We start from the raw sequence: 21,361 nt of genomic DNA, 5'->3' as shown, positions 1-21,361 counted from the left end.
CGGGCTAAATATGAACTTAACAGAACAGATCATTGCACTTTGCGCCGAACAAGGCGTTAGCCTAGCGGTGCAAGACTCTAAACTGGAGGTAGTGTTTGATGATATGCCAACGGAATCACTGTTGCAGCAATTACGACAGTACAAATCAGAGTTAATCGATTACCTGTTGCAACATCAACACCGACAGCAAAGCACCCGCATTACTGCGTTGCATGAGCAGACAGCTCCATTGTCCTTCGGTCAAAGACGTCTGTGGTACATCGACCAACTGGAACAAGGCAGTGCGCATTATAATATGTCTGTGGCTCTTGAGCTGAACGGACCTCTGGAGCTGACTTTACTGAAAAATGCCTTGCATACACTGGTTAGCCGTCATGAAATTTTGCGCACCACTTACGATAGCAGCGGCACCCGTCAGATTATCCAGCCGCAGGCGCAGATGCCTATGTGTGAGCTGGACTGGAGTGACCAACCCAGTGAGCAACAACTTGCAGACCTTTTCGTGTCAGAGCAGTTGTTACCTTTTGTTCTGACTACGGAGATCCCGATCCGGGTCACCTTAGTTAAACTGGCTGAGCAAAGGCATGTCCTGCTATTGATTGTGCATCATATTGCCTGTGATGGTTTGTCACTGGGGATCATAGTGCAGGAGCTTGCCAGTTGTTATCGCGATTTGCTGGCAGGTGACCCGCTGTCCTTACCGTCACTGACTGTACAGTATTCTGATTATGCGTATTGGCAACAGGCAAATCAGGACTTGTTTGAACAGCAGCTGGGATTCTGGCGCTCCCATCTGGCCGAGGCACCGGCTATACACCGACTCAGTACTGACCGTCCTCGACCACCACAACAAAGTTTTACCGGCGATTGTGTCAGTACGAAGTTGTCGGCAGAAGTGGTTTCTCAGATCCATCATTGCTGTCAACAGTTCGATGTAACGCCATTTATGTTGTGTTATTCCGTGTTTGCGCTACTGATAGCCCGCTACAGTGATGAGCAGGATGTACTGATTGGGTGTCCGGTGGCAAACCGGCACCAATCGGTAATTGAACCGTTGGTGGGGTATTTTGCTAATACTGTTGTGATGCGCAGTCGGCTGCAGGCGGGGCACACCTTCAGTCAGTTGCTAGCTGAAACCAAAACCATGGTTCTGGATGTATTTCAGCATCAGGAAGTCCCATTTGAAATGGTGGTTGAACGCGTGCAGCCGGAACGTAATTTGGCTTACTCTCCATTGTTCCAACTGATGTTTTCGTTTCACAGTCACGGTAAAGCCGAGCTGTCCCTTTCCGGGTTGCAACTTGCCGAGCTCAGTCTGAAAGCAAAAACTGTGAAAACTGATTTGGAGCTGGCGATCACTGTAACTGCCGATGGCTATCAGCTGGATTGGAACTTCAGTACTGCCTTGTTTGACGCGTCTTCTTTGGCTCGGCTTGCAGCTAGTTATGCAGTGTTGTTGCAGGCGGTATTGGCAGATCCGGCTCGCGCTTTGGCTGTTTATCCTGTGATGCAAGCGTCTGATGAGACATTATTGCAGCAGTGGGGTGGGCTGAAACCAGCTGACAGGCAAGCAGTTCAAGGGATCCAAGAACAGACTTTACATCAATTGTTTACAAATTCGGTGCAACGACAACCTGATAAGATAGCTTTGCAATGTGAAGGCCGCCAGCTGACTTACTTACAATTGGATGGTTTGTCAGACCAGGTTGCCTGCTATCTGCAGGCGCAAGGCGTGAGCGCTGGTCAGGTAGTCGCTGTTGAAATGGGTAGGACCGAATGGCTGGTTGTTGCGCTGCTGGGAGTATTAAAAGCCGGCGCCTGCTATCTACCATTAGAGCCAGGTTATCCGCAACACCGGCTTGATTATATGCGGCAGGATAGTCAAGTTAGTCTGACGCTGAATGACGCGGTTGTCGAACAAGTTATCAGTGGCGTAGCTATGAGCGCTGCTCAACAGATGCCTGTCGTCGACGGCCAATCATTGGCCTACATTCTTTATACTTCGGGCTCTACCGGGCAACCGAAAGGAGTGATGGTTAGTCATCACAGCGCTGTTCATTTTCTGCAGACCATGGCTGCACAGCTGCAAGGTGGCGGCACCTGGCTGGCGGTAACAGGTGTGGCATTTGATATCTCAGTACTGGAGATTTTTGGCAGTTTGGCGTTTGGCCTGACCCTGGTGCTCTGGTCGCCGGACCAATCGCAGTCGGTTGCAGAGGCAATAGTCACGAACAGAGTCAGTCATCTGCAATGTACTCCGTCTTTTGCTCAAATGCATCTGAGTGGCCTTGCTGCAAAGCACCAATTACAAAGTCTGCAACAGCTTTATATTGGCGGGGAAGTATTCCCACCGATGTTGGCTGAGCAGTTGCTGCAGCTAACATCTGCTCAAATTCACAATATGTACGGACCGACAGAAACGACGGTATGGGCGACCTCATATCAAGTCCAGTCTCATGTTGCCGCTATCCCTCTAGGTAAACCTTTACCAGGTTATCAGTTAAAGGTGTTGGGTCAGGATGCGCAGCTATTACCGCCGGGTGCTGCTGGTGAGTTATATATAGGTGGTCCTGGTGTGGCAGCAGGATATCTGAATCAGCCTGAGTTGACTCGTCAGCGTTTTGTGCAATGTCCGAATACTCAGAGTTGCTGGTATCGTACCGGGGACAAAGTACGGTGGATGCAAGATGGTCAGCTGCAGTTTCTTGGCCGGCTTGATGCACAAATAAAATTGCGCGGGCACCGAATCGAACCCGATGAAATTGCCATGCAGTTGAGCAAACATCCTTCAGTGAGCACTAGTGTTGTATTGCTGGAGCAACTTGCGCAGGAAGGCGCTCGATTGGTTGCGTATATTCAGCCGGCGAGCTGGCCTATTGCAGAGGCTGAGTTAATTAACCAATGCAAAACTTTTTTAGCGCAACAACTGCCCAGTTATATGATTCCGGCTGCCTTTATGGTTCTGGAAAAACTGCCGCTGACGCTCAATGGCAAGCTGAATAAAGCAGCATTGCCATCCAGCCAGAATTTAGCAGTTAGTCAGAATTTTCGAGGGCCGCAATCTGAAACCGAGCATGCATTAGTGTTGATTTGGGCAGAGTTACTGGCGGTGCCTGCGGCACAGATTAACTGCCAAAGCAGCTTTTTTGATCTGGGTGGTCACTCCATATTGCTGACGCGTTTACTGGCTGCCTTACAAGAGCAGTTTGGGCTGAGATTAACCATTCGCGAAGTCTTTGAACATGCCAACATTGAGTCGCTGGCTGTCATTATCGACCAACGCCAGCTGCCTGCGGGCGGCGACACATTTAACCTGCTGAGTCAGACAGATGTCGGCCAGAGTGAGGAATTTATTCTGTGAACCTTGAAGATTTTATACGATGGTGTGTAGCGCAACAAATCAGCCTGCAACTGGCCGGCGACGGTCAGTTGAAAGTCAATGCGCCGCCAGGATTGGTGACGTCGGCAATTCGTGCGGAGCTACAAGAGCGAAAATCCGAAATCATCCAGTGGCTCAGCAATCGGCAGCGTGAGCAGTTACAACCGTATTCTGATGGAAACAATGTGTTCCCGCTGTCATTTGCCCAGCAACGCTTGTGGCTAGTGGATCAAATCCAGCAAGGCAGTCCGGAGTATAACAATCCGCTGCCAGTTCGTTTCACAGGTCAGATAAATGTCGGGCTGGCAGAGCAGGCATTGATGTTGTTAATCAAGCGGCATGACATCTTGCGAACTGGCTATCGGCGTGGTGATGAGCCGGAACAGTTTGTTCGGGATAGTTTTGTGTTTCAGTTAAGCCACTGTAATTTGAGCGAACTGTCGCCGGACATCCAAGAGCAGCGTTTATCGCAGCTGTTGCGCGATGAGATGAATCGTAGCTTTAATCTGGCCGATGATTTAATGTTGCGAGCCACTTGTATTGAGCTCTCGGCACTTGCAGACGGTCGTTCTCATGGTGTTTTATTACTGAATATCCATCATATCGCTTGCGATGGCTGGTCGCTTGAATTGCTGTTGCGAGAATTTTGTCAGATTTATCAGCAACTAATCTCAGGGTTAGTCGTCACGTTGCCGGTACTGCCATTTCGTTACGCTGACTACGTTTTGTGGCAGCGTCGCTGGCTGAACGAGCAGGAGCTGATGCAACAAACCGCTTACTGGTCGCAACAGCTCGCAGATGCACCATTAACTCATGGCATCCCTTTGGATTATCCCAGACCAGCACGCATGACTCATAAGGCTGCTGTCGTTCGGGGAGGGTTACCAGCGAAAAGTGCCGGTTTGTTGCGGGATGTTGCCAAAGGACAACAGGTAACGGCGTTTATGTTCTGTCATGCAGTGTTGGCACTGATGTTATCACGGCACAGCTTTGGGCAGGATGTACTACTGGGCACTCCTATAGCGAACCGAAGGCTAAAAGAACTTGAGCCGCTGGTTGGTTTTTTTGCCAATACACTGGTATTGAGAACACAGCACCGGCAAAACACCTTTACCGAGTTGTTACAGCATGTCAGACAGATTAATCTGGACGCGCAAGATCATCAGGATATTCCTTTTGATGCTTTGGTTGAGCGGTTGCAGGTACCGCGGGATGCTGCAATTACCCCATTGTTTCAAATTATGTTTTCATTTACTACTGAGCCAACTTTCCAACCAAATCAGCAGCAGCGTTTCCAGTTACCAGGGGTTGAATTATCGTTGGTGAGGGATGATGCGCGACTGGCCAAATTCGATTTAGATATCTATATCAACCTCAACGATGATGGTTTGCAATTTTACTGGATTTACAATACCGAACTATTTAGTGCTGAACGAGTCGGTCAATTCAATCAGCATCTGAGCAACTTGTTTACTGCGGTATTGGCCAATCCTGCGGCAGCGCTGACTGATTTACCGATGTTGAGCGAGCAGGAGCAGCAACGTTTGCTGGAGCACTATAATCCGGTGCAGCAGAGCTGTTTGCCAGATGATGATGATGGTTTTATTCACAGTAAATTTGCGCAGGCTGCCAAACTGTTTCCGCAGCGGATAGCACTGAGTTTTGCAGAGCAGACGCTGACGTATGCCGAGCTGGCACAACATGTCGAACTGCTGGCTCATTATCTGCAAAGTAAGGGGGTTGGTCCGGACGTATTGGTTGGGGTTTGTTTGCCAAAATCGGCTGAGCTAATCATAACGATTCTCGCTATTTTGCAGGCGGGCGGGGCTTATGTCCCTTTAGAGCCTGATCATCCGGATGATCGCATCGCCTATATGTTGCAGGATAGTCAAGTGCGGTTGTTGCTGGTCGAACAGGTTCTGCACACGAGGTTGCAGTCATTGACAGAGGCTGAACTGCTGATGGTGCAGCTTGGCAATTGTTGTCAAGAATTGCGGAGTAATGCTGTTGTGACCACTGTCATGGCGTCGCAGGCCCTGACTCCGGATCATCTGGCTTATCTTATTTATACTTCAGGTTCTACCGGGCAACCCAAAGGAGTGATGCAAACCCACCGTAATGTCCGCCGATTATTCAGTTGCACTGAATCCTTGTTTGACTTTAGTGAACAGGACACCTGGTTACTGTTCCATTCCATATGCTTCGATTTTACTGTGTGGGAGTTGTGGGGAGCCTTGTTTTATGGTGGACATTTGGTGGTGCCGGAACCCGGCTTAACGCGAGATACTCAGCAGGTGATAGCTCTGTGTCAGCAACGAAAAGTTACTGTACTTAACCAGACACCCAGTGCGTTCAAGGCACTTAGTGATGCTTTACTGACTTCAGCGCAGAATTTGCTGACGCTGCGTTACATCATTTTTGGTGGTGAGGCTTTTGAATCCTCTGTGGTGCAGAATTGGCATCGCCGGTACCCAGAGACGTTGACACGGTTTGTCAACATGTACGGTATTACCGAAACAACAGTGCATGCGACCTATTGGCCGGTTGACCCAAATCAGCAAGGTCGTTCGGTCATTGGTCAGAAACTGGCAGACATGACATTTTACTTGTTGGATGCGCAGCAGCAACTGGTGCCTGAGTTTGCAGTCGGTGAATTGTATATTGGCGGAGCTGGCCTGGCTCGGGGTTATCTGTATCGACCAGCTTTAACTGCTGAGCGTTTTGTAACTGACCCGTTCAGTGCAACTCCTAACGCGCGCTTGTACCGCACAGGCGATTTAGTGCGATACATGGCTGATGGTCAGTTGGAGTATATGGGACGTGCTGATGAACAGGTTAAGATCCGGGGATATCGAATTGAGTTGGGCGAAATCTCGGCCCAATTGAATCAACTTGCGGTCATTAGTTCGAACGTAGTGGTGACCCGAGCTACAAGCGACGGTACTTTGCAAATTGTCGCTTATGTGGTGTGGGTACCAGATATCAGTACAACATCTGCTGAGCTGCTGGAATTCGTTCGGCAGGAACTCCAGGTTCGGTTACCAGACTATATGATGCCAGCAGCAATAGTTCCGTTGCCACAATTGCCGATGACAGTGAATGGAAAAATTGATCGCAATGCTCTACCAGCCCCTGATTTCATGGCGCTGCAGCAACAATACGTTGCGCCAGCATCCGAGCTAGAACAGCAGTTAGTCCAGATCTGGGCGAAGTTACTGAAGGTAACCGCGGATAAGTTGAGTGTGACGGCTAATTTCTTCCGTGCTGGCGGGCATTCATTATTAGCGGTTCGGCTGTTAGCCGAGATTCGTTACCTTTTAGGATATGAAATACCGGTTGCCGCTATGTTTAACCACTCCAGCATTCGTGAGCTCGCTGATTATATCGGCGAACGGCAAAGGGACGCTGACGCGATTGAAATTAAAGCCGTCCCTCGTGTGCAAGCGCATCACAATTTGTCCGCTCAACAGGAGCAGCTGTGGTTTGTTGATCGGATGCAAGCTGGTAGTCCTGAATATAATATCAATCTCAGTCTTGAACTGTGCGGAGAGTTCAGGCCTGAGCTTGCTGCTGCAGCACTAACCATTTTGGTAGAACGACATGAAATATTACGCACAACTTATTTTGAACAAGATGGTGTCGTACAGCAACGGGTAAATCCGGGGCGGTGTGTTGCATTGCAGCAAGTAGACCTATCTGCAGAGCCAAATGGACAGAAGGATCGGCTCGAACGTTTGCTGGCTGAGCACGGTGTTGTTTGTTTTAATCTGGCTGAGGATCTGATGCTCAGAGCAGTGTTGTATAAATTAGCGTCTGAGCATGCTGTGTTGCTGCTAAGTGTACACCACATTGCCTGTGACGGCTGGTCCGTGGCATTGCTGGTGCGGGAATTTGCTGCGCTTTATCAGTCGCAGCTAAGTGGACTACCTGCTGGCTTAGCTGCTCCGACATTGCATTACGTGGACTATGCGCAGTGGTCGCAATCCGCAAACGCACAACAAAAACATGCGCACCAACTGCTCTACTGGCAGCGGCAACTGTGTGATTTACCCCAGGTACACAGTTTACCTACGGACAAACCACGGCCTGCACAACAGAGTTACCGCGGCGGAAAAGTCAGTTTCAAGGTGGATCCGGCGGTCATCGCAGGGTTAACAACTTTAACCCTGCGGCAAGATGTTACTTTGTTTATGGTAATACATGCGGCTTTTTCGTTGTTGTTGTCGCGTTATTCCAATGAGCAGGATGTAGTTATCGGTGTTCCGGTGGCGAACCGTCAGGCCCCGGCGTTGCAATCAATGATTGGTTTTTTCATGAATACACTGGTACTTCGTACTCAGTGTGATGGACAGCTCACTTTCAGCCAGTATTTGCAACAAGTCAAACAAGTGACTCTGGATGCTTTGCATCATCAAGATGTCCCATTTCAGCAGGTATTAAAAGCGTTAGACCCAGTTCGAACGGCCAGTCATGCGCCGCTGTTTCAAGTCATGTTATCGATGGACAACAATGAACGCTCTGCCATTGAGCTCAGCGATTTGGCGATCCGACCTTATTTGGCACAGCAGGTTACGTCCAAGTTCGACATGATTCTGCATGTTGACCAAATTGAACAACAGCTCAATTTTGCCTGGGAGTACAACGCGGATATTTTTGAGGCGTCGACAATCGAACAAATGACGACTCATTTTGCCTGTCTGTTAGCCGCTGTGACCGAGCAGCCCGAACAGTTGATACTGGCGCTGCCTCTGTTACCTGCCGCACAGCAAATTCAGCTACTCAAGGAGTTTAACCCTGATTTACATGATCAACGTGCGACAGAAACTGTCGAGCAGCTTTTTATTCGGCAGGTCGTTGCTGCGCCACAACAACAGGCGTTGATAGATGCGCAAGGCTGTTTGACCTATGCGCAAGTGTATCAGGCAGCGATGGCGGTTACTCAGAAGTTACGTGCTGAGTCGGTCTGTCCAGAGCAACTGATTTGTGTCCGGATCCCGAAAGGGCGTTATCAACTGATTGCAACTCTGGCTGTGATGATGGCAGGTGCAGCTTACCTGCCGCTGGAAGTGTATTGGCCAACCCAACGGTGTCAGCATATTTACCAAAAATCAGGCAGTCGACTTGTGTTGGTATGCCGGCCTGAAGATCAACTACCGTCTGCTGAGATCAACCAATTAGACATCAGTGATCTCATCCAGCAGGCTCTGTTGCAGCTCTCTGACGTGGTACCAGATGCAGTGAGCTACCAGCCGTTGCAACGACCTGAGAATCTGGCTTATGTTATTTTCACTTCAGGCTCAACCGGCGAACCTAAAGGGGTTGAAATCGAACACCATGCCGTTGTAAATACCTTACTCGATATGAACCAGCGGTTCGCGATCACCGCCAATGACAAGGTATTAGCTGTCTCTGCATTGAGTTTTGATCTATCTGTTTATGATTTATTCGGGTTGTTGGCTGCCGGCGGAACAGTTGTTTTCCCGGAGCCCGCTATGGCATCGGATCCGGCCCATTGGCTGGCACTGATTGAACAACATCAAATTAGCCTGTGGAACTCAGTACCTGCTTCCGCTTCGATGTTAGCTGAGCAACTGGAATTACTAGGGCGAAATTGTACTTCAGCCTTACGGCATATCTGGATGAGTGGTGATTGGATTGCTCCGACGTTACCTCGCCGCTTATGGCAAGTTTTTCCCAACAGTCAGGTACATAGTTTGGGTGGTGCGACCGAAGGATCTATCTGGTCGATCCATTACCCGATAGTGACCGATCCTGCTCATTTAAAGAGCGTTCCATATGGCAAGCCTATGTCAGGGCAGGCGTTTTACATTCTTAACGCTGTTGGTCAACTAGTCCCACCGGGCGTCAGTGGCGAATTGTATATAGGTGGATTGGGCGTTGCCCGTGGTTATTGTTGTGATCAACAACAAACGTCAGCCCGGTTTATCCAACACCATAGATTAGGTCGTTTATATAAAACTGGGGATATTGGCCGTTATTTAGCAGATGGTCTTATCGAGTTTATTGGTAGGGTTGATCATCAGGTGAAGCTGCGAGGATTTCGTATTGAGCTTGGTGAAATCGAAGCGCGTTTAAATCAGTTAGCTTGGGTGGAGGAAGCGATAGTGCTTGTGGTGGGGCATGCTGAGCATCGTCAGTTAGCGGCCTTTATTGTGGCAATAGCCAGCCAACATGACATTAACTCTCAAAATATCAACTCTGCGGTAAAAACAGCCTTAGCTGGGGAGTTACCTGATTACATGATCCCAACAGCGGTTGTGATGCTAAAACAATTGCCACTAACTGCCAATGGTAAAGTTGATCAAAAAGCGCTGCTATCACTCGACGTAACTGCTGCCAGCCAGCGCTGTTATGTCGCACCGAGGGACCCGATGCAACAGCAGCTCTGTCAACTGTGGCAGAAGTTACTTCAGGTCGGGCAAGTGGGGATACAGGATAACTTTTTTGAGCTTGGTGGCCATTCTCTGATTGCTATTCGTTTGATCAGTGCGGTACGCCAGACATGGCAGGTTGAGTTGCCATTGCGGCTCATCTTTGAACAGCCGACCATTGAGGCCTTGGCATCGTTTATTATGCAGGCACACCGGCGCATTGCAATCGATTTGAAAGTGATGGATCGGCCAGAACAACTGCCATTATCGTACGCACAACGACGCTTGTGGTTTCTTGACCGTTACAGTCAAGGTAGTAGTGAATACAATATGCCAGGGGGCTTTACCATACGTGGCCAGCTTGATGAACAAGCCCTGTATCTGGCGCTGGACGCTTTGCTGGAAAGGCACGAAGCGCTTCGAACCGGTTTTTATGAGGAGGGTGGGCAGCCGTGGCAATTGATCCGGGCACAGGTGGCCTTGCCGTTAGAGCAGTTTGATTTGAGGCACGACGACGAAACGAGCCAGCAGCAACGGATTATGTCGTTGCTGGATCAGGAATCGCGTCATGTGTTTGATTTGCAGCACGAGTTACTGATTCGATTTAAATTGATTCGGTGCGCTGAACAGTGTTCAGTATTGCTGTTTAATATGCACCATGTCATTTCGGATGGCTGGTCGATGGGGATCCTGCTACGAGAGTTCGGCGCTCTGTACCAGCACTTTGCCGGTGACCAGATACAACCATTAGCACCTTTGCCAGTCCAGTATGCCGATTTTGCATTATGGCAAACCCACTGGCTCAGTGGTGCTCAGGTCAATGACAGTGTGCAGTTCTGGCGCAAACAGCTGCAATTTATGCCACAGTTGCATAATCTGCCGCTTGATAAAGTCAGACCAGCGCAGCGACGTTTTTGTGGAAAAGCCTGGCAGCAAAGGTTAGAGGTCGGTCTGACTGGGCAGATCCAAGCCCAATGTCTCAAGCACAACGTCAGCTTATTTATGTATTTGCAATCGGTATTTGCCATCTTGATTGGTCGGTACAGTAATCAAACTGATGTGGTGATTGGTACTGCGGTCTCAGGGCGTGAGCATCAGGATTTAGAGTCGTTGATTGGCTTTTTTGTCAACAGCGTCGTGTTACGCAGTGATTTGAATGGCGATCCGGCATTTACCGATTTTCTGCAACAAAATAAAAAAATGATTCTGGATGCTTTCACGCATCAGGATTTGCCATTTGATCTGTTAGTGGAGGAGCTGAATCCCGCACGAACAAACAGCCATAATCCATTGTTTCAGATTATGTTTGTGCTACAAAATAACGATCTGGGTAGTATCGAACTACCAGCTTTGAAGCTTGAACCGGTCAAACGACAACATCTGGACAGCAAGTTTGACCTACACCTGATGATTGAGGAAACAAACGGGGCGTTGTCTCTGTACTGGGCGTTTGATACGGACTTGTTTACCGAACAGACAATCATTAGGCTGGCTGAAAGTTATCAGTTGCTGTTAGCGCAGCTAACGGCCAATGATACAGCTGGGATCGAATCTGTTGCTTTAGTAGCGGCACAGGATCTACCTACTTTGCTGGCAGCTGCCCCGGTTGCTGGTTCAGAGTTGGTGTTCCGACAATTTGAAAGGCAGGCTGCCCTACAACCAGACAAGACGGCCTTAGTGTTTGGTGATGCCAGCCTGACGTACCAGCAACTAAATCTAAGTGCAAACAAGTTGGCGCGGTACCTGCTACAACAAGGTGTGAAGCCGCATATGCTGGTGGGGTTGTCAGTTGAACGCTCGCTGGAGATGGTGATTGCGATACTGGCTATTCTGAAAACTGGAGCAGCTTACTTACCACTTGATCCGGCTTATCCTGAATCTCGGCTTCAATACATGATTGAAGATTCATCCGTACGTTATGTCGTGACTCAATCGCATATTGTGCTGGCATTGCCAACTGCGGTCAGTCGTCTGGATTTGGATCAACCACAACTGCAGCAGATGGTGTTTTCATCAGATAACTTGCCATTGGCAGACAGTGTCGATGACCAGAGCCTTGCTTATGTGATTTACACGTCAGGTTCAACGGGAGCGCCAAAAGGTGTGATGGTCGGACATGGCAATGTCAGTCGCCTGTTCAGTAGCTCGGATGAGCTGTTTGGTTTTAACCAAACGGATTGTTGGACTCTGTTTCATTCATACGCTTTTGACTTTTCCGTCTGGGAACTCTGGGGAGCGCTGTTGTATGGCGGTCGCCTGGTGATAGTACCAGCGGATGTGGTCGGTTCTGCCGCCGCATTTGCTGATTTATTATGCAAAGAAGCAGTGACAGTGCTGAACCAGACGCCTTCAGCTTTTTATCCGTTGATCGCACCTTTGTGCAACCATTCTCAACCACATCAACTGCGTTTTGTCTGTTTTGGTGGAGAGGCTCTGGCATTTAATAAATTGTCGGCTTGGTTTGACGCTAGCCATAGTGCACATACCCGTTTGATAAACATGTATGGGATCACTGAAACGACGGTGCACGTTACGTATCATCAAGTAGTCGCTGAAGCGAACAGTAAATCGATTATCGGGCGGCCATTGCCTGATTTGACTGCAGTGGTTTGTAATGCTCGTCAGCAATGTCAGCCGGTAAATGTTGAAGGAGAGTTATGGGTGGCAGGAGCTGGCGTTTCACAAGGATATCTGGGACGCCCTGAGCTGACAGCAAGTCGGTTTGTCACACATAGTTTTGCTGGTGAAGCCTCGCGATGCTGGTACAGAACTGGTGATTTGGTCCGGCAGTTGCCCAGCGGCGAGTTGGAGTATATTGGTCGGATCGATGCACAGGTCAAAGTCAGGGGATATCGGATCGAAACCGGTGAAGTCGAACATGTAATCCAGCAAAGTTCAGAGGTGGAAGAGGCTTTGGTATTGGCGCAGACATCGTCTGCCGGAGACACCGCCTTAGTCGCTTATCTGCGGCCTGCCCAGCACTTATTGGATCACTATGACGGGGTTCATGATGACCATGGAGTAGCTGCATGGCAGGATGTGTTTGACAGTACTTATGCAAAAGCGGGTCAATCGGATGCAGAACCTGAAACCGATATTACCGGTTGGCAGTGTAGTTATCGCGATATGCAAATCCCACTGGTGGAGATGAAAGAGTGGGTTGATCAAACAGTGGATCGGATTCAACAGCTGAAACCATCCAGAGTCCTGGAAATTGGGGTCGGCACCGGCATGTTGTTGTTCCGCTATGCTGCACAGTGCGAGCATGTCACGGCTATTGATATATCCGCGACGGTGTTACAGCAAGTACAGCACGGTATCAGTAAACTAGGCTGGCAGCATGTGACATTGCAGCAGGCAGATGCGACAGCACTGCAGGCATTTCATGGCGGGAATTACGACACCATCATACTTAACTCGGTGGCTCAGTATTTCCCAAGTTACAACTACTTCCGGCAAGTGCTGTTAAACATGCTGCAATGCCTGGCTCCTGGCGGTAACATCCTGTTAGGTGATATCCGTAATCTGGATTTGCTGGATGCATTCAGTGCATCAATTGAGATTTGTAAAGCAGATGATGAGGTGTCAACCGAGCAACTGTATCAACGGGCAGCTTCAGCTATTCAGCATGAAGAGGAGTTGTTGTTCAGTCCGGCTTATTTTTCGGCATTGTTGCAGCAGGATTTATCGATCGGCCAAGTTGATATCTTGCTGAAACCAGGATTGTCGCTGAATGAGATGATGCGCTATCGCTATGATGTGATACTGCGCAAGACTCCGGTTCAGGCATCGCGGGTTGTTCAATGGTATCGCTGGCAGGATCTAGCTGCTTTTGAACAGTTACTTGCGCAACAGCAGTTACCATATTTTGGTGTTACCGGGATGACTAATCCAAGGATTCATGCCGATATTCGTGCATTTGACAGTTTGCTCAGTCACCAAAACTGTCAGATACAGGCACTGAAAGCTGCAGTTGGCCAAACCCGCTGTGATCAATTGCAACAACTGGAAAAACTGGCACAGGACTATGGATATCAACTGCAGTTCACCTGGGATCAAACCAACAAATCGCGACTTGATTTGATTCTGACGCGCTCGGATTTGACTGCCCTGCCGATGATCCAGCCCTGTCAGTCTGCTGAACACCGTAATTTTGTTAATGCGCCACAGCTCAGGGCAGTGGCCCGGCAGTTAATACCTGCTATCCGGCAACAACTGGAACTGCAGTTGCCAGCCTTTATGGTGCCTTCTGCTTTTATGTTGCTGGAAAAGTTTCCTCTGACTGGCAATGGCAAGATTGATAAAAAGGCTCTACCCAAATGGGTCGCGATACGACAGGACGACTATGTTGCGCCCGTCAGCACGACAGAAATTGCTATACAGCAGATTTGGCAAAAAGTGTTAAACCAACCCGAACTTAGCATCACAGCAAACTTCTTCTCGTTGGGTGGACACTCTTTGCTGGTGACGCGTTTGAACAACGAGATCAGTCAGCAACTGAGTATCGAATTGAAAGTACGGGATATTTTTGAACGACCCACGATTCAAGCGCTGGCTGCATATATTGATGAACTGACTGCAATGCGGGTACTCAGTAACCGCACTCTGGTAACGTCCGACGAGCGGTTAGAAGAACTGGAGTGGTAATACAATGAAGTTACAGGAACTGCTGACAATTTTAGGTCAGCATAATGTGAAAGTATATTTGGACCAAGGGAGCCTGAAAACTCAGGCTGCCCCGGGGGCAATAACACCGGAGTTGGCCGGGTATATTAAGTTGCTGAAAGACGATTTAGTGCAGCTCTTGCATCAGTCAGAGCAACGGCAAACCGAACCGCTGATCAGCCGGCAGCCTCGAACAGAGCCTTTATTGTTATCTTATGGTCAAGAACGGTTGTGGATGATCGATCAGTTGCAAGGAGGCAGCACCGAGTACAACATGCAGTTTGTATTGGGGGTCAGCGGTGATTTTGATCTGCAGATCGCTGAGCGTGTATTTACGACCATAGTGCAGCGGCATGAGGTTTTACGCACCACATATCGAAGTGGAGAAGACGGCGTTCCAAAGCAATGCATCCAGCTAGCCACCGAAGTACCAGTACAGCTGATTCATTTACCAAAAGAACAGGTCTCTGAAACTGACGTCTGGCTGGCGAAACTGGCAGCTGAACTCGCTGCGACAGCATTTGATTTGCGAGTTGATCCTATGCTGAAAGTCGTCTTTGTCAGTACTGCGGCTGGACGCACAGATCCGACCAAACATCAGGGATACTTGCTGCTGACCATGCATCATATTGCTGCGGATGGCTGGTCAATGGCAATTTTGCATCGCGAGTTTGTCAGTCTTTATCAGGCAGAATTACAGGCCACCCCGTTAAATTTGGTTGAGTTACCTATACAGTACGCCGATTATGCGCACTGGCAGCGGCAAATGTTGGCGCGATCTGACTATCAGCTGCAACTGGATTATTGGCTGCAACAACTGGCAGATATTCCGCCAGTACATAGCTTGCCACTAGACAAAAATCGGCCACCGGTTAAGCAATATCAAGGGGCTTTGGTTCAAACAAAATTAGCTGGCAACACTTCAACAGCCTTGCTGGCACTTGCACGCGAAAGTGGATTAACGCCATTTATGATGATGCATGCGCTGTTTGCAGTGCTACTCAGTCGCCATAGCAATCAGCAGGATGTGGTAATTGGTATTCCGCTGACGAACAGGCCTAAACCTGAACTCAATGGGCTGGTTGGCTTTTTTATTAATACGTTGGTGCTGCGACTTAACATGGCACAACCTACGGTCGGTGACTTACTGGCTCAGGTGCGTCGGGTTCATCATGAGACGCAGGCCAACAGCGACGTACCCTTTGAGCAATTAGCTGATTTGTTACAAGTTCCTAGAACAACTGCGCATACCCCAGTCTTCCAAATTATGCTGACTGCTGATACCGATTACACGCCGAACCTGCCGGATACTGATCCAATGGCAGCGCTTGCAGTAGAGTTTAGTGCGGTTGGCTCGGGTCCTGTTCAGGCTAAATTTGATTTGAATTTAGATTTTCGACTGGATGCTGATGGGATCAACATCAGCTGGATTTATGACGTTAGTTTGTTTAGCGAGATACGGATCCGCCAAATGAGTGACCACTTTTGCCGGTTAGTCCAGCAGCTGGTATCCACCCCGGCTGTATTGACGCTGCCAATGGAGAGGTTGCAGCTGTTATCTGAGCAGGAGGTTCACCAGCAATTGAAGGTCTGGAATCAACCCAGCAATGGTCATCGGACAGATTTACTGTTACATCAATTGTTTTTACAACAGGTGGATGTTGCGCCTGAGCAGACTGCTTTGATTGATCAAGATGGTCAAATGAGTTATCGGCAGTTATTTGAGGCTGCTGCATTGCTCTGCGAGCTGTTGCACGAGCAGAGTCTGAATCCAGGTGAGCGGGTTGGTGTGCGAATGCCCAAAGGGCGGCATCAGGTTATTGCCGTTTTGGCCATTTTAATGGCTGGCGGCGTTTATCTGCCGATGGAAACAAACTGGCCGTCACAACGCTGCGAAAAAATATGTCAGAAAGCGGCGTGTCGGCTGAATCTGATAGTCGAGCCTGATCATCAATTACAATTACCCAATGGTAACAATCTGAATATCAAGACAGTTGCCAGTCAGGCGTTGCTTGCGACTCAGTTGCCAGCAACAGCAACACAGTCGCGTTACCTGCGCCAGCAAGCAGACACACTGGCTTATGTGATTTTTACATCAGGCTCAACAGGCGAACCGAAAGGGGTCGAAATTGAACATCACAGTGTAATGAACACTTTGCTGGAGATGATTCGTTACTATCAGTTGAATGCACAGGATCGCGTACTTGCGGTTTCGGCACTTAGTTTTGATTTGTCCGTGTTTGATATTTTTGGCATGCTGGCTATCGGCGGTGCAGTTGTGCTACCCGACGCGAGACGCGCGACCGATCCGGGACATTGGCTGGAATTAGTGGAACAGCATCAGGTGACTATCTGGGATACTGTGCCGGCTGCGGCAGGGTTGCTGGCTGATCAACTGGAATATCTCGGACGCACCTGCCTCGCGCCTGTGCGCCATATGTTACTGAGTGGGGACTGGATAGCACCTTCATTGCCCGCACGGCTCTGGCGGTTATTGCCAGGGTGTCAGGTGCATAGTCTGGGAGGTGCGACTGAAGCCGCAATTTGGTCTATTCATTATCCTATTACATCAGATCCTGTGGAGTGGCGAAGTGTTCCTTATGGTCGTGCAATGTATGGTCAGTCATTCTACATTCTCGATCAGCGACAGCAGTTGTTACCTGCCGGCGTAACCGGTGAACTTTACATTGGTGGCAGAGGGGTGGCTCGTGGTTATTGTGCTGATGAAGCTTTGACCAGCCGACAGTTTATCTGGCATCAGCAACTGGGCATCCGGCTGTATCGCACAGGCGACCTCGGTCGTTATATGCCGGATGGACTGATCGAATTTATCGGCCGTGCCGATCACCAGGTTAAAATTCGTGGATTCCGCATCGAATTGGGGGAAATTGAAGTGGTGCTGAACCAGCAACTGCACGTTGACTCCTCTTTGGTTATTGCCAGTCGACAGGCTGGTAGTGATCACCTGGTTGCTTACGTGAAATTGACATCTGAGGGCAGTAGTCAGGCTGCTGAGGTACTGTCAGCGGTCAAAGTGGAATTGGCCAGACAGTTACCGTCCTACATGGTGCCGTCGGCCTTTGTCCTGATTGATAGCTGGCCACTGACTGCCAACGGTAAAATTTGTAAAAAATCTTTACCGCCAGCAACCTCGTCGATGTTGGCCGTGTCGTTGGTGGCAGCAAAAACGGATACTGAAATTGAATTGGCCGGACTCTGGGCTGATTTGTTAGCAGTTCCTTCAGCCCAACTCAGTGCCGCTGCTGGTTTTTTTGAGTCTGGCGGGCATTCCTTGTTGCTGATTAAACTAATGGTTAGTCTGCGCCGGCAGTTTGATGTGGAACTAAAAATGCAAGATTTACTGACACATCAGACAATCCAACAGCAGGCAATGTTAATCGAAAGTGCTCGCTATTTCTCCCGACTACAACAGTGTCAGCCAAAACAAAGTACAGAGACTATGGTGGTCACGTTATGAGCATACATCTGTTAATTCGCGAGCTAGCAGAGAAAAATGTTCATCTGGCGGTTGCTGGTGAAACGGAGCTGACGGTGACCGGCGGACAACAACAGTTAACTGCAGATTTACTGGCAGCGATTCGTCAGCATAAATCAGAGATTTTAAACTGGTTGCGCAGTCGTAACAGTGAGCAACAACCAATCCGAAAAAATCGGGTGCTTCCAGCTGTCGTGCCTTTATCGGATGCGCAACAACGTTTGTGGATCCTTGATAAACTACAAGGAGGTAGTGCCGAATATCATATGCCATTGGCTTTTTCGGTGAGCGGAAAACTCGATATTCCGCGCTTGAATCAGGTGTTCTACTCTATTATTGAACGGCATGCTGTTTTGCGTACAGTCTACGACTCTGTCAACGGTGAAGCATGTCAGCGTGTGTTAGCAGTAGAACAATGTGATTTCAGAGTGGAAGTAAATGATTTCTCTGGAATCGACGCTAACCAGCAAACTATGCTTGTACAGCAGTCGCTGATTGAAGCTGCCAGCAGACCTTTTGATCTGAGTCGTGATTTAATGCTGCGGGTTCTGGTATTGCAGCAGTCGTTAACTGAAGCTGTGGTCCTGATCACGATGCATCACATCGCGTCAGATGGTTGGTCAGTTGCCGTGTTGTTGAAAGAGTTTCTGGCTTTGTATCAGGCCGAACAGTTGCATAGTGTAAACCCGTTGCCGCCTCTTGAGTTGCAGTATGCCGATTATGCGATCTGGCAGCGACAACAAGAGATTTCTGTGGCCTCGCGTGACTATTGGCAACAACAGCTAACCGGACTACCGGAAACGCATGGATTGTCGCTGGCCAGGCCACGAACTCAGTTTAAAGCTTATCAGGGCGCTCTAGTCAGCGATAAACTCGGGGCAGCCAGCAGTCAGCAATTATTGAAACTGGCTGCTAAGTATCAACTGACACCCTTTATGCTACTTCATGGTATTCTGGCATTATTACTTTCTCGCCATAGTTACAGCCATGATATTGTAATCGGAACGTCAGTTGCCAACAGAGTTCAGCCAGAGCTTAATGATTTAATTGGCTTTTTTGTCAACACTTTGGTGCTGCGGCTTAATACAGAACAACCATCGTTACACGACTTTATCGACCACCTACGGCAGGTTCACCGGGATGCACTGACGTACCAACTTCCATTTGAAGATTTGGTTAAACAGAGCCAGATTTCACGCAGCAGTTCGATCAGCCCCTTGTTTCAGATTCTTATGACTTACAACAGTGATTTTGGCGTGCTGGCCAGCGAGCAGCACAGTCATTTCAGTTTACCTGGTTTACAATTAAAGCTGATACCGTCAGGCCACTATCAGGCAAAATATGATTTAACTGTTGAGTTCCAGCTAAATGAATCAGGCTTGCAGATTCATTGGTTGTACGATGTGGCGATATTCGATGAAGTACAAATCAGACAGTTGAATCAGCATTTTTGTCAATTGGCGCTTTCTGTTGCTGATAGCGGAGGTGACAACCGGGCACTTGAAAGTCTTGATATGCTCAATACTGGTGAGATAGAGCAGCTGTTATATGGCTGGAACCAGACTACTGTTAGGTATCCAGAGCACTTGCTAATCCATCAGTTATTTGAGCAACAAGCCTTACTTCAGCCATCCCATATTGCCGTGCGATTTGAAGATGACAGTTTGACTTATCAGCAGTTAAATGAGCAGGCCAACCAGTTGGCGCATCTGATTGCTGCGACTACGCCGCTGGCTGCAGATACCTTGATTGGTATCTATGCACATCGATCTCTTGGTATGGTTGTGGCGATTCTGGCAGTGCTAAAGGCTGGGGCCGCTTATGTGCCGCTAGATCCGGAATACCCTGTGGAGCGATTACATAACATTCTGCTGGATGCTGCCATCCCAGTGGTGCTGACTCAAACAGACTTAATGGCACGACTGCAAGGCTACACTGGTGTGCCTTTGTTATTGAATGGCTGCGAAGCTGTGCTGAGCCATATGCCAAAGCATAACCCGGGGGTAGCGGTACAACCAAATCAGTTGGCTTATGTGATTTATACTTCAGGTTCTACCGGCAAGCCCAAAGGCGTCATGATCGAGCACGGAGCTCTGCTTAATCGAATTTTATGGATGGATCACCAATACGGTGCCACGTCAGCAGACCGGGTCTTACAAAAAACGCCATTCAGTTTTGACGTGTCTGTGTGGGAGTTTGTCTGGACTTTGTCAAAGGGAGCGACGTTGATTGTTGCAAAACCCGATGGGCATAAAGATCCAGCTTATTTAGCTGAATTGATCCGGCAAGAAAAGGTGACTAAGTTACATTTTGTGCCTTCAATGCTAGGTCTGATGCTGGAACATGGTGGCCTGCAACAATGCGACAGTCTACGTCAGGTGTTTTGCAGTGGTGAAGCTCTGATATCCAATCATGTTGAGGCATTTCGTCGCCAATTGCCGAGCGTTGCCTTACATAATTTGTATGGACCGACCGAAGCCGCCATTGATGTCAGTTACTGGGACTGTGCTGGTGACGTCACTGCGGGAGTCCCGATCGGAAGGCCAATTGCCAACATCCAGTTGCTGATTCTAGATCCCCAGTTGTGCTTAGTGCCGGATGGTACCGTCGGTGAACTATGTATAGGTGGAGTAGGCCTGGCCAGAGGTTATCTAAACCGGCCAGAATTAACCGCCGAGCGTTTTATTGCAAATCCTTATTATCAGAAGAGTCGTGCTGACAGTAGTCGGCTGCTGTATCGAACCGGTGATTTAGTATCCCGCCGTGCTGATGGTAACATCGAATATCATGGACGCACAGATTTCCAGCTGAAGATCCGGGGGTTTCGGATTGAACCGGGTGAGGTTGAGCATCAACTGACTCAATTGCCTGGGATTGAGTCTGCTGTAGTCCTAGGTAGGATGCTTTCAGGCAGTCAACAATTGGTTGCCTATGTAAAAGCTGACAGCTGGCACAAGGGCATGGCAGACGAATTACGACTTGCGTTAAGTCAGAGATTGCCTGATTATATGATTCCGTCGCTGATTGTCCACGTAACGGAATGGTCACTGACTGTCAACGGAAAATTAGATCGTACCGCACTGCCATTACCTGACGTAGCTTTGCAACCACAGTATGTTGCTGCGGAAACAGCCGTCGAGGAGAGCTTACTCGGAATTGCTGCGGAGTTACTACAGCTTAATGCTGCCAACATCTCGGTGACCGCCGACTTTTTCAGTTTAGGCGGTTATTCCCTTCTGGCTGTGAAGTTTCTGCTGCAGGTGGAAGTCAAACTGGCGATTAACCTGAGCATTCAGGATCTGTTTAATATGGGCTCGTTTCGGGCGCTGGCGGCAAAATGTGAAACTATTTTACAAGCGAAGACATTAAAACACGAGTTGGCCCATGCTAACTCTGACGAACTGGACGAAGTGGAATTTTAGGTCACAA

4 protein-coding genes are annotated in these 21,361 nt (G+C 48.9%); all 4 read left to right on the top strand.

Features of this window, described 5'->3' with window-relative positions:
* The first annotated feature begins 10 nt into the window (after window positions 1-10).
* The 4 genes from A5320_RS05175 to A5320_RS05160 are packed head-to-tail and all read left to right on the top strand — an operon-like array spanning window position 11 to window position 21,354.
* Entirely contained in the window at window positions 11-3,361 is a 3,351-nt protein-coding gene (locus A5320_RS05175; protein ID WP_068061807.1) for a non-ribosomal peptide synthetase, read from the top strand.
* Window positions 3,358-14,418 (top strand): non-ribosomal peptide synthetase, encoded by an 11,061-nt coding sequence (locus A5320_RS05170; protein ID WP_068061804.1) that lies wholly within the window; start codon window positions 3,358-3,360, stop codon window positions 14,416-14,418. Before A5320_RS05175 ends, A5320_RS05170 begins: the two co-directional genes overlap by 4 nt.
* 4 nt (window positions 14,419-14,422) lie before the next feature.
* Window positions 14,423-17,914 carry a non-ribosomal peptide synthetase gene (locus tag A5320_RS05165; RefSeq protein ID WP_068061798.1) on the top strand — a complete coding sequence of 1,164 codons (3,492 nt, stop codon included), beginning with the start codon at window positions 14,423-14,425 and terminating at the stop codon, window positions 17,912-17,914.
* Window positions 17,911-21,354 carry a non-ribosomal peptide synthetase gene (locus A5320_RS05160; RefSeq protein WP_068061795.1) on the top strand — a complete coding sequence of 1,148 codons (3,444 nt, stop codon included), beginning with the start codon at window positions 17,911-17,913 and terminating at the stop codon, window positions 21,352-21,354. Before A5320_RS05165 ends, A5320_RS05160 begins: the two co-directional genes overlap by 4 nt.
* The last annotated feature ends 7 nt before the right edge of the window (window positions 21,355-21,361 follow it).

It is taken from the genome of Rheinheimera sp. SA_1, from assembly GCF_001669775.1.
Lineage (GTDB): Bacteria > Pseudomonadota > Gammaproteobacteria > Enterobacterales > Alteromonadaceae > Pararheinheimera.
Note: the sequence above shows the minus strand (reverse complement) of the source record. Positions and strands in the feature narration are given on the sequence as shown.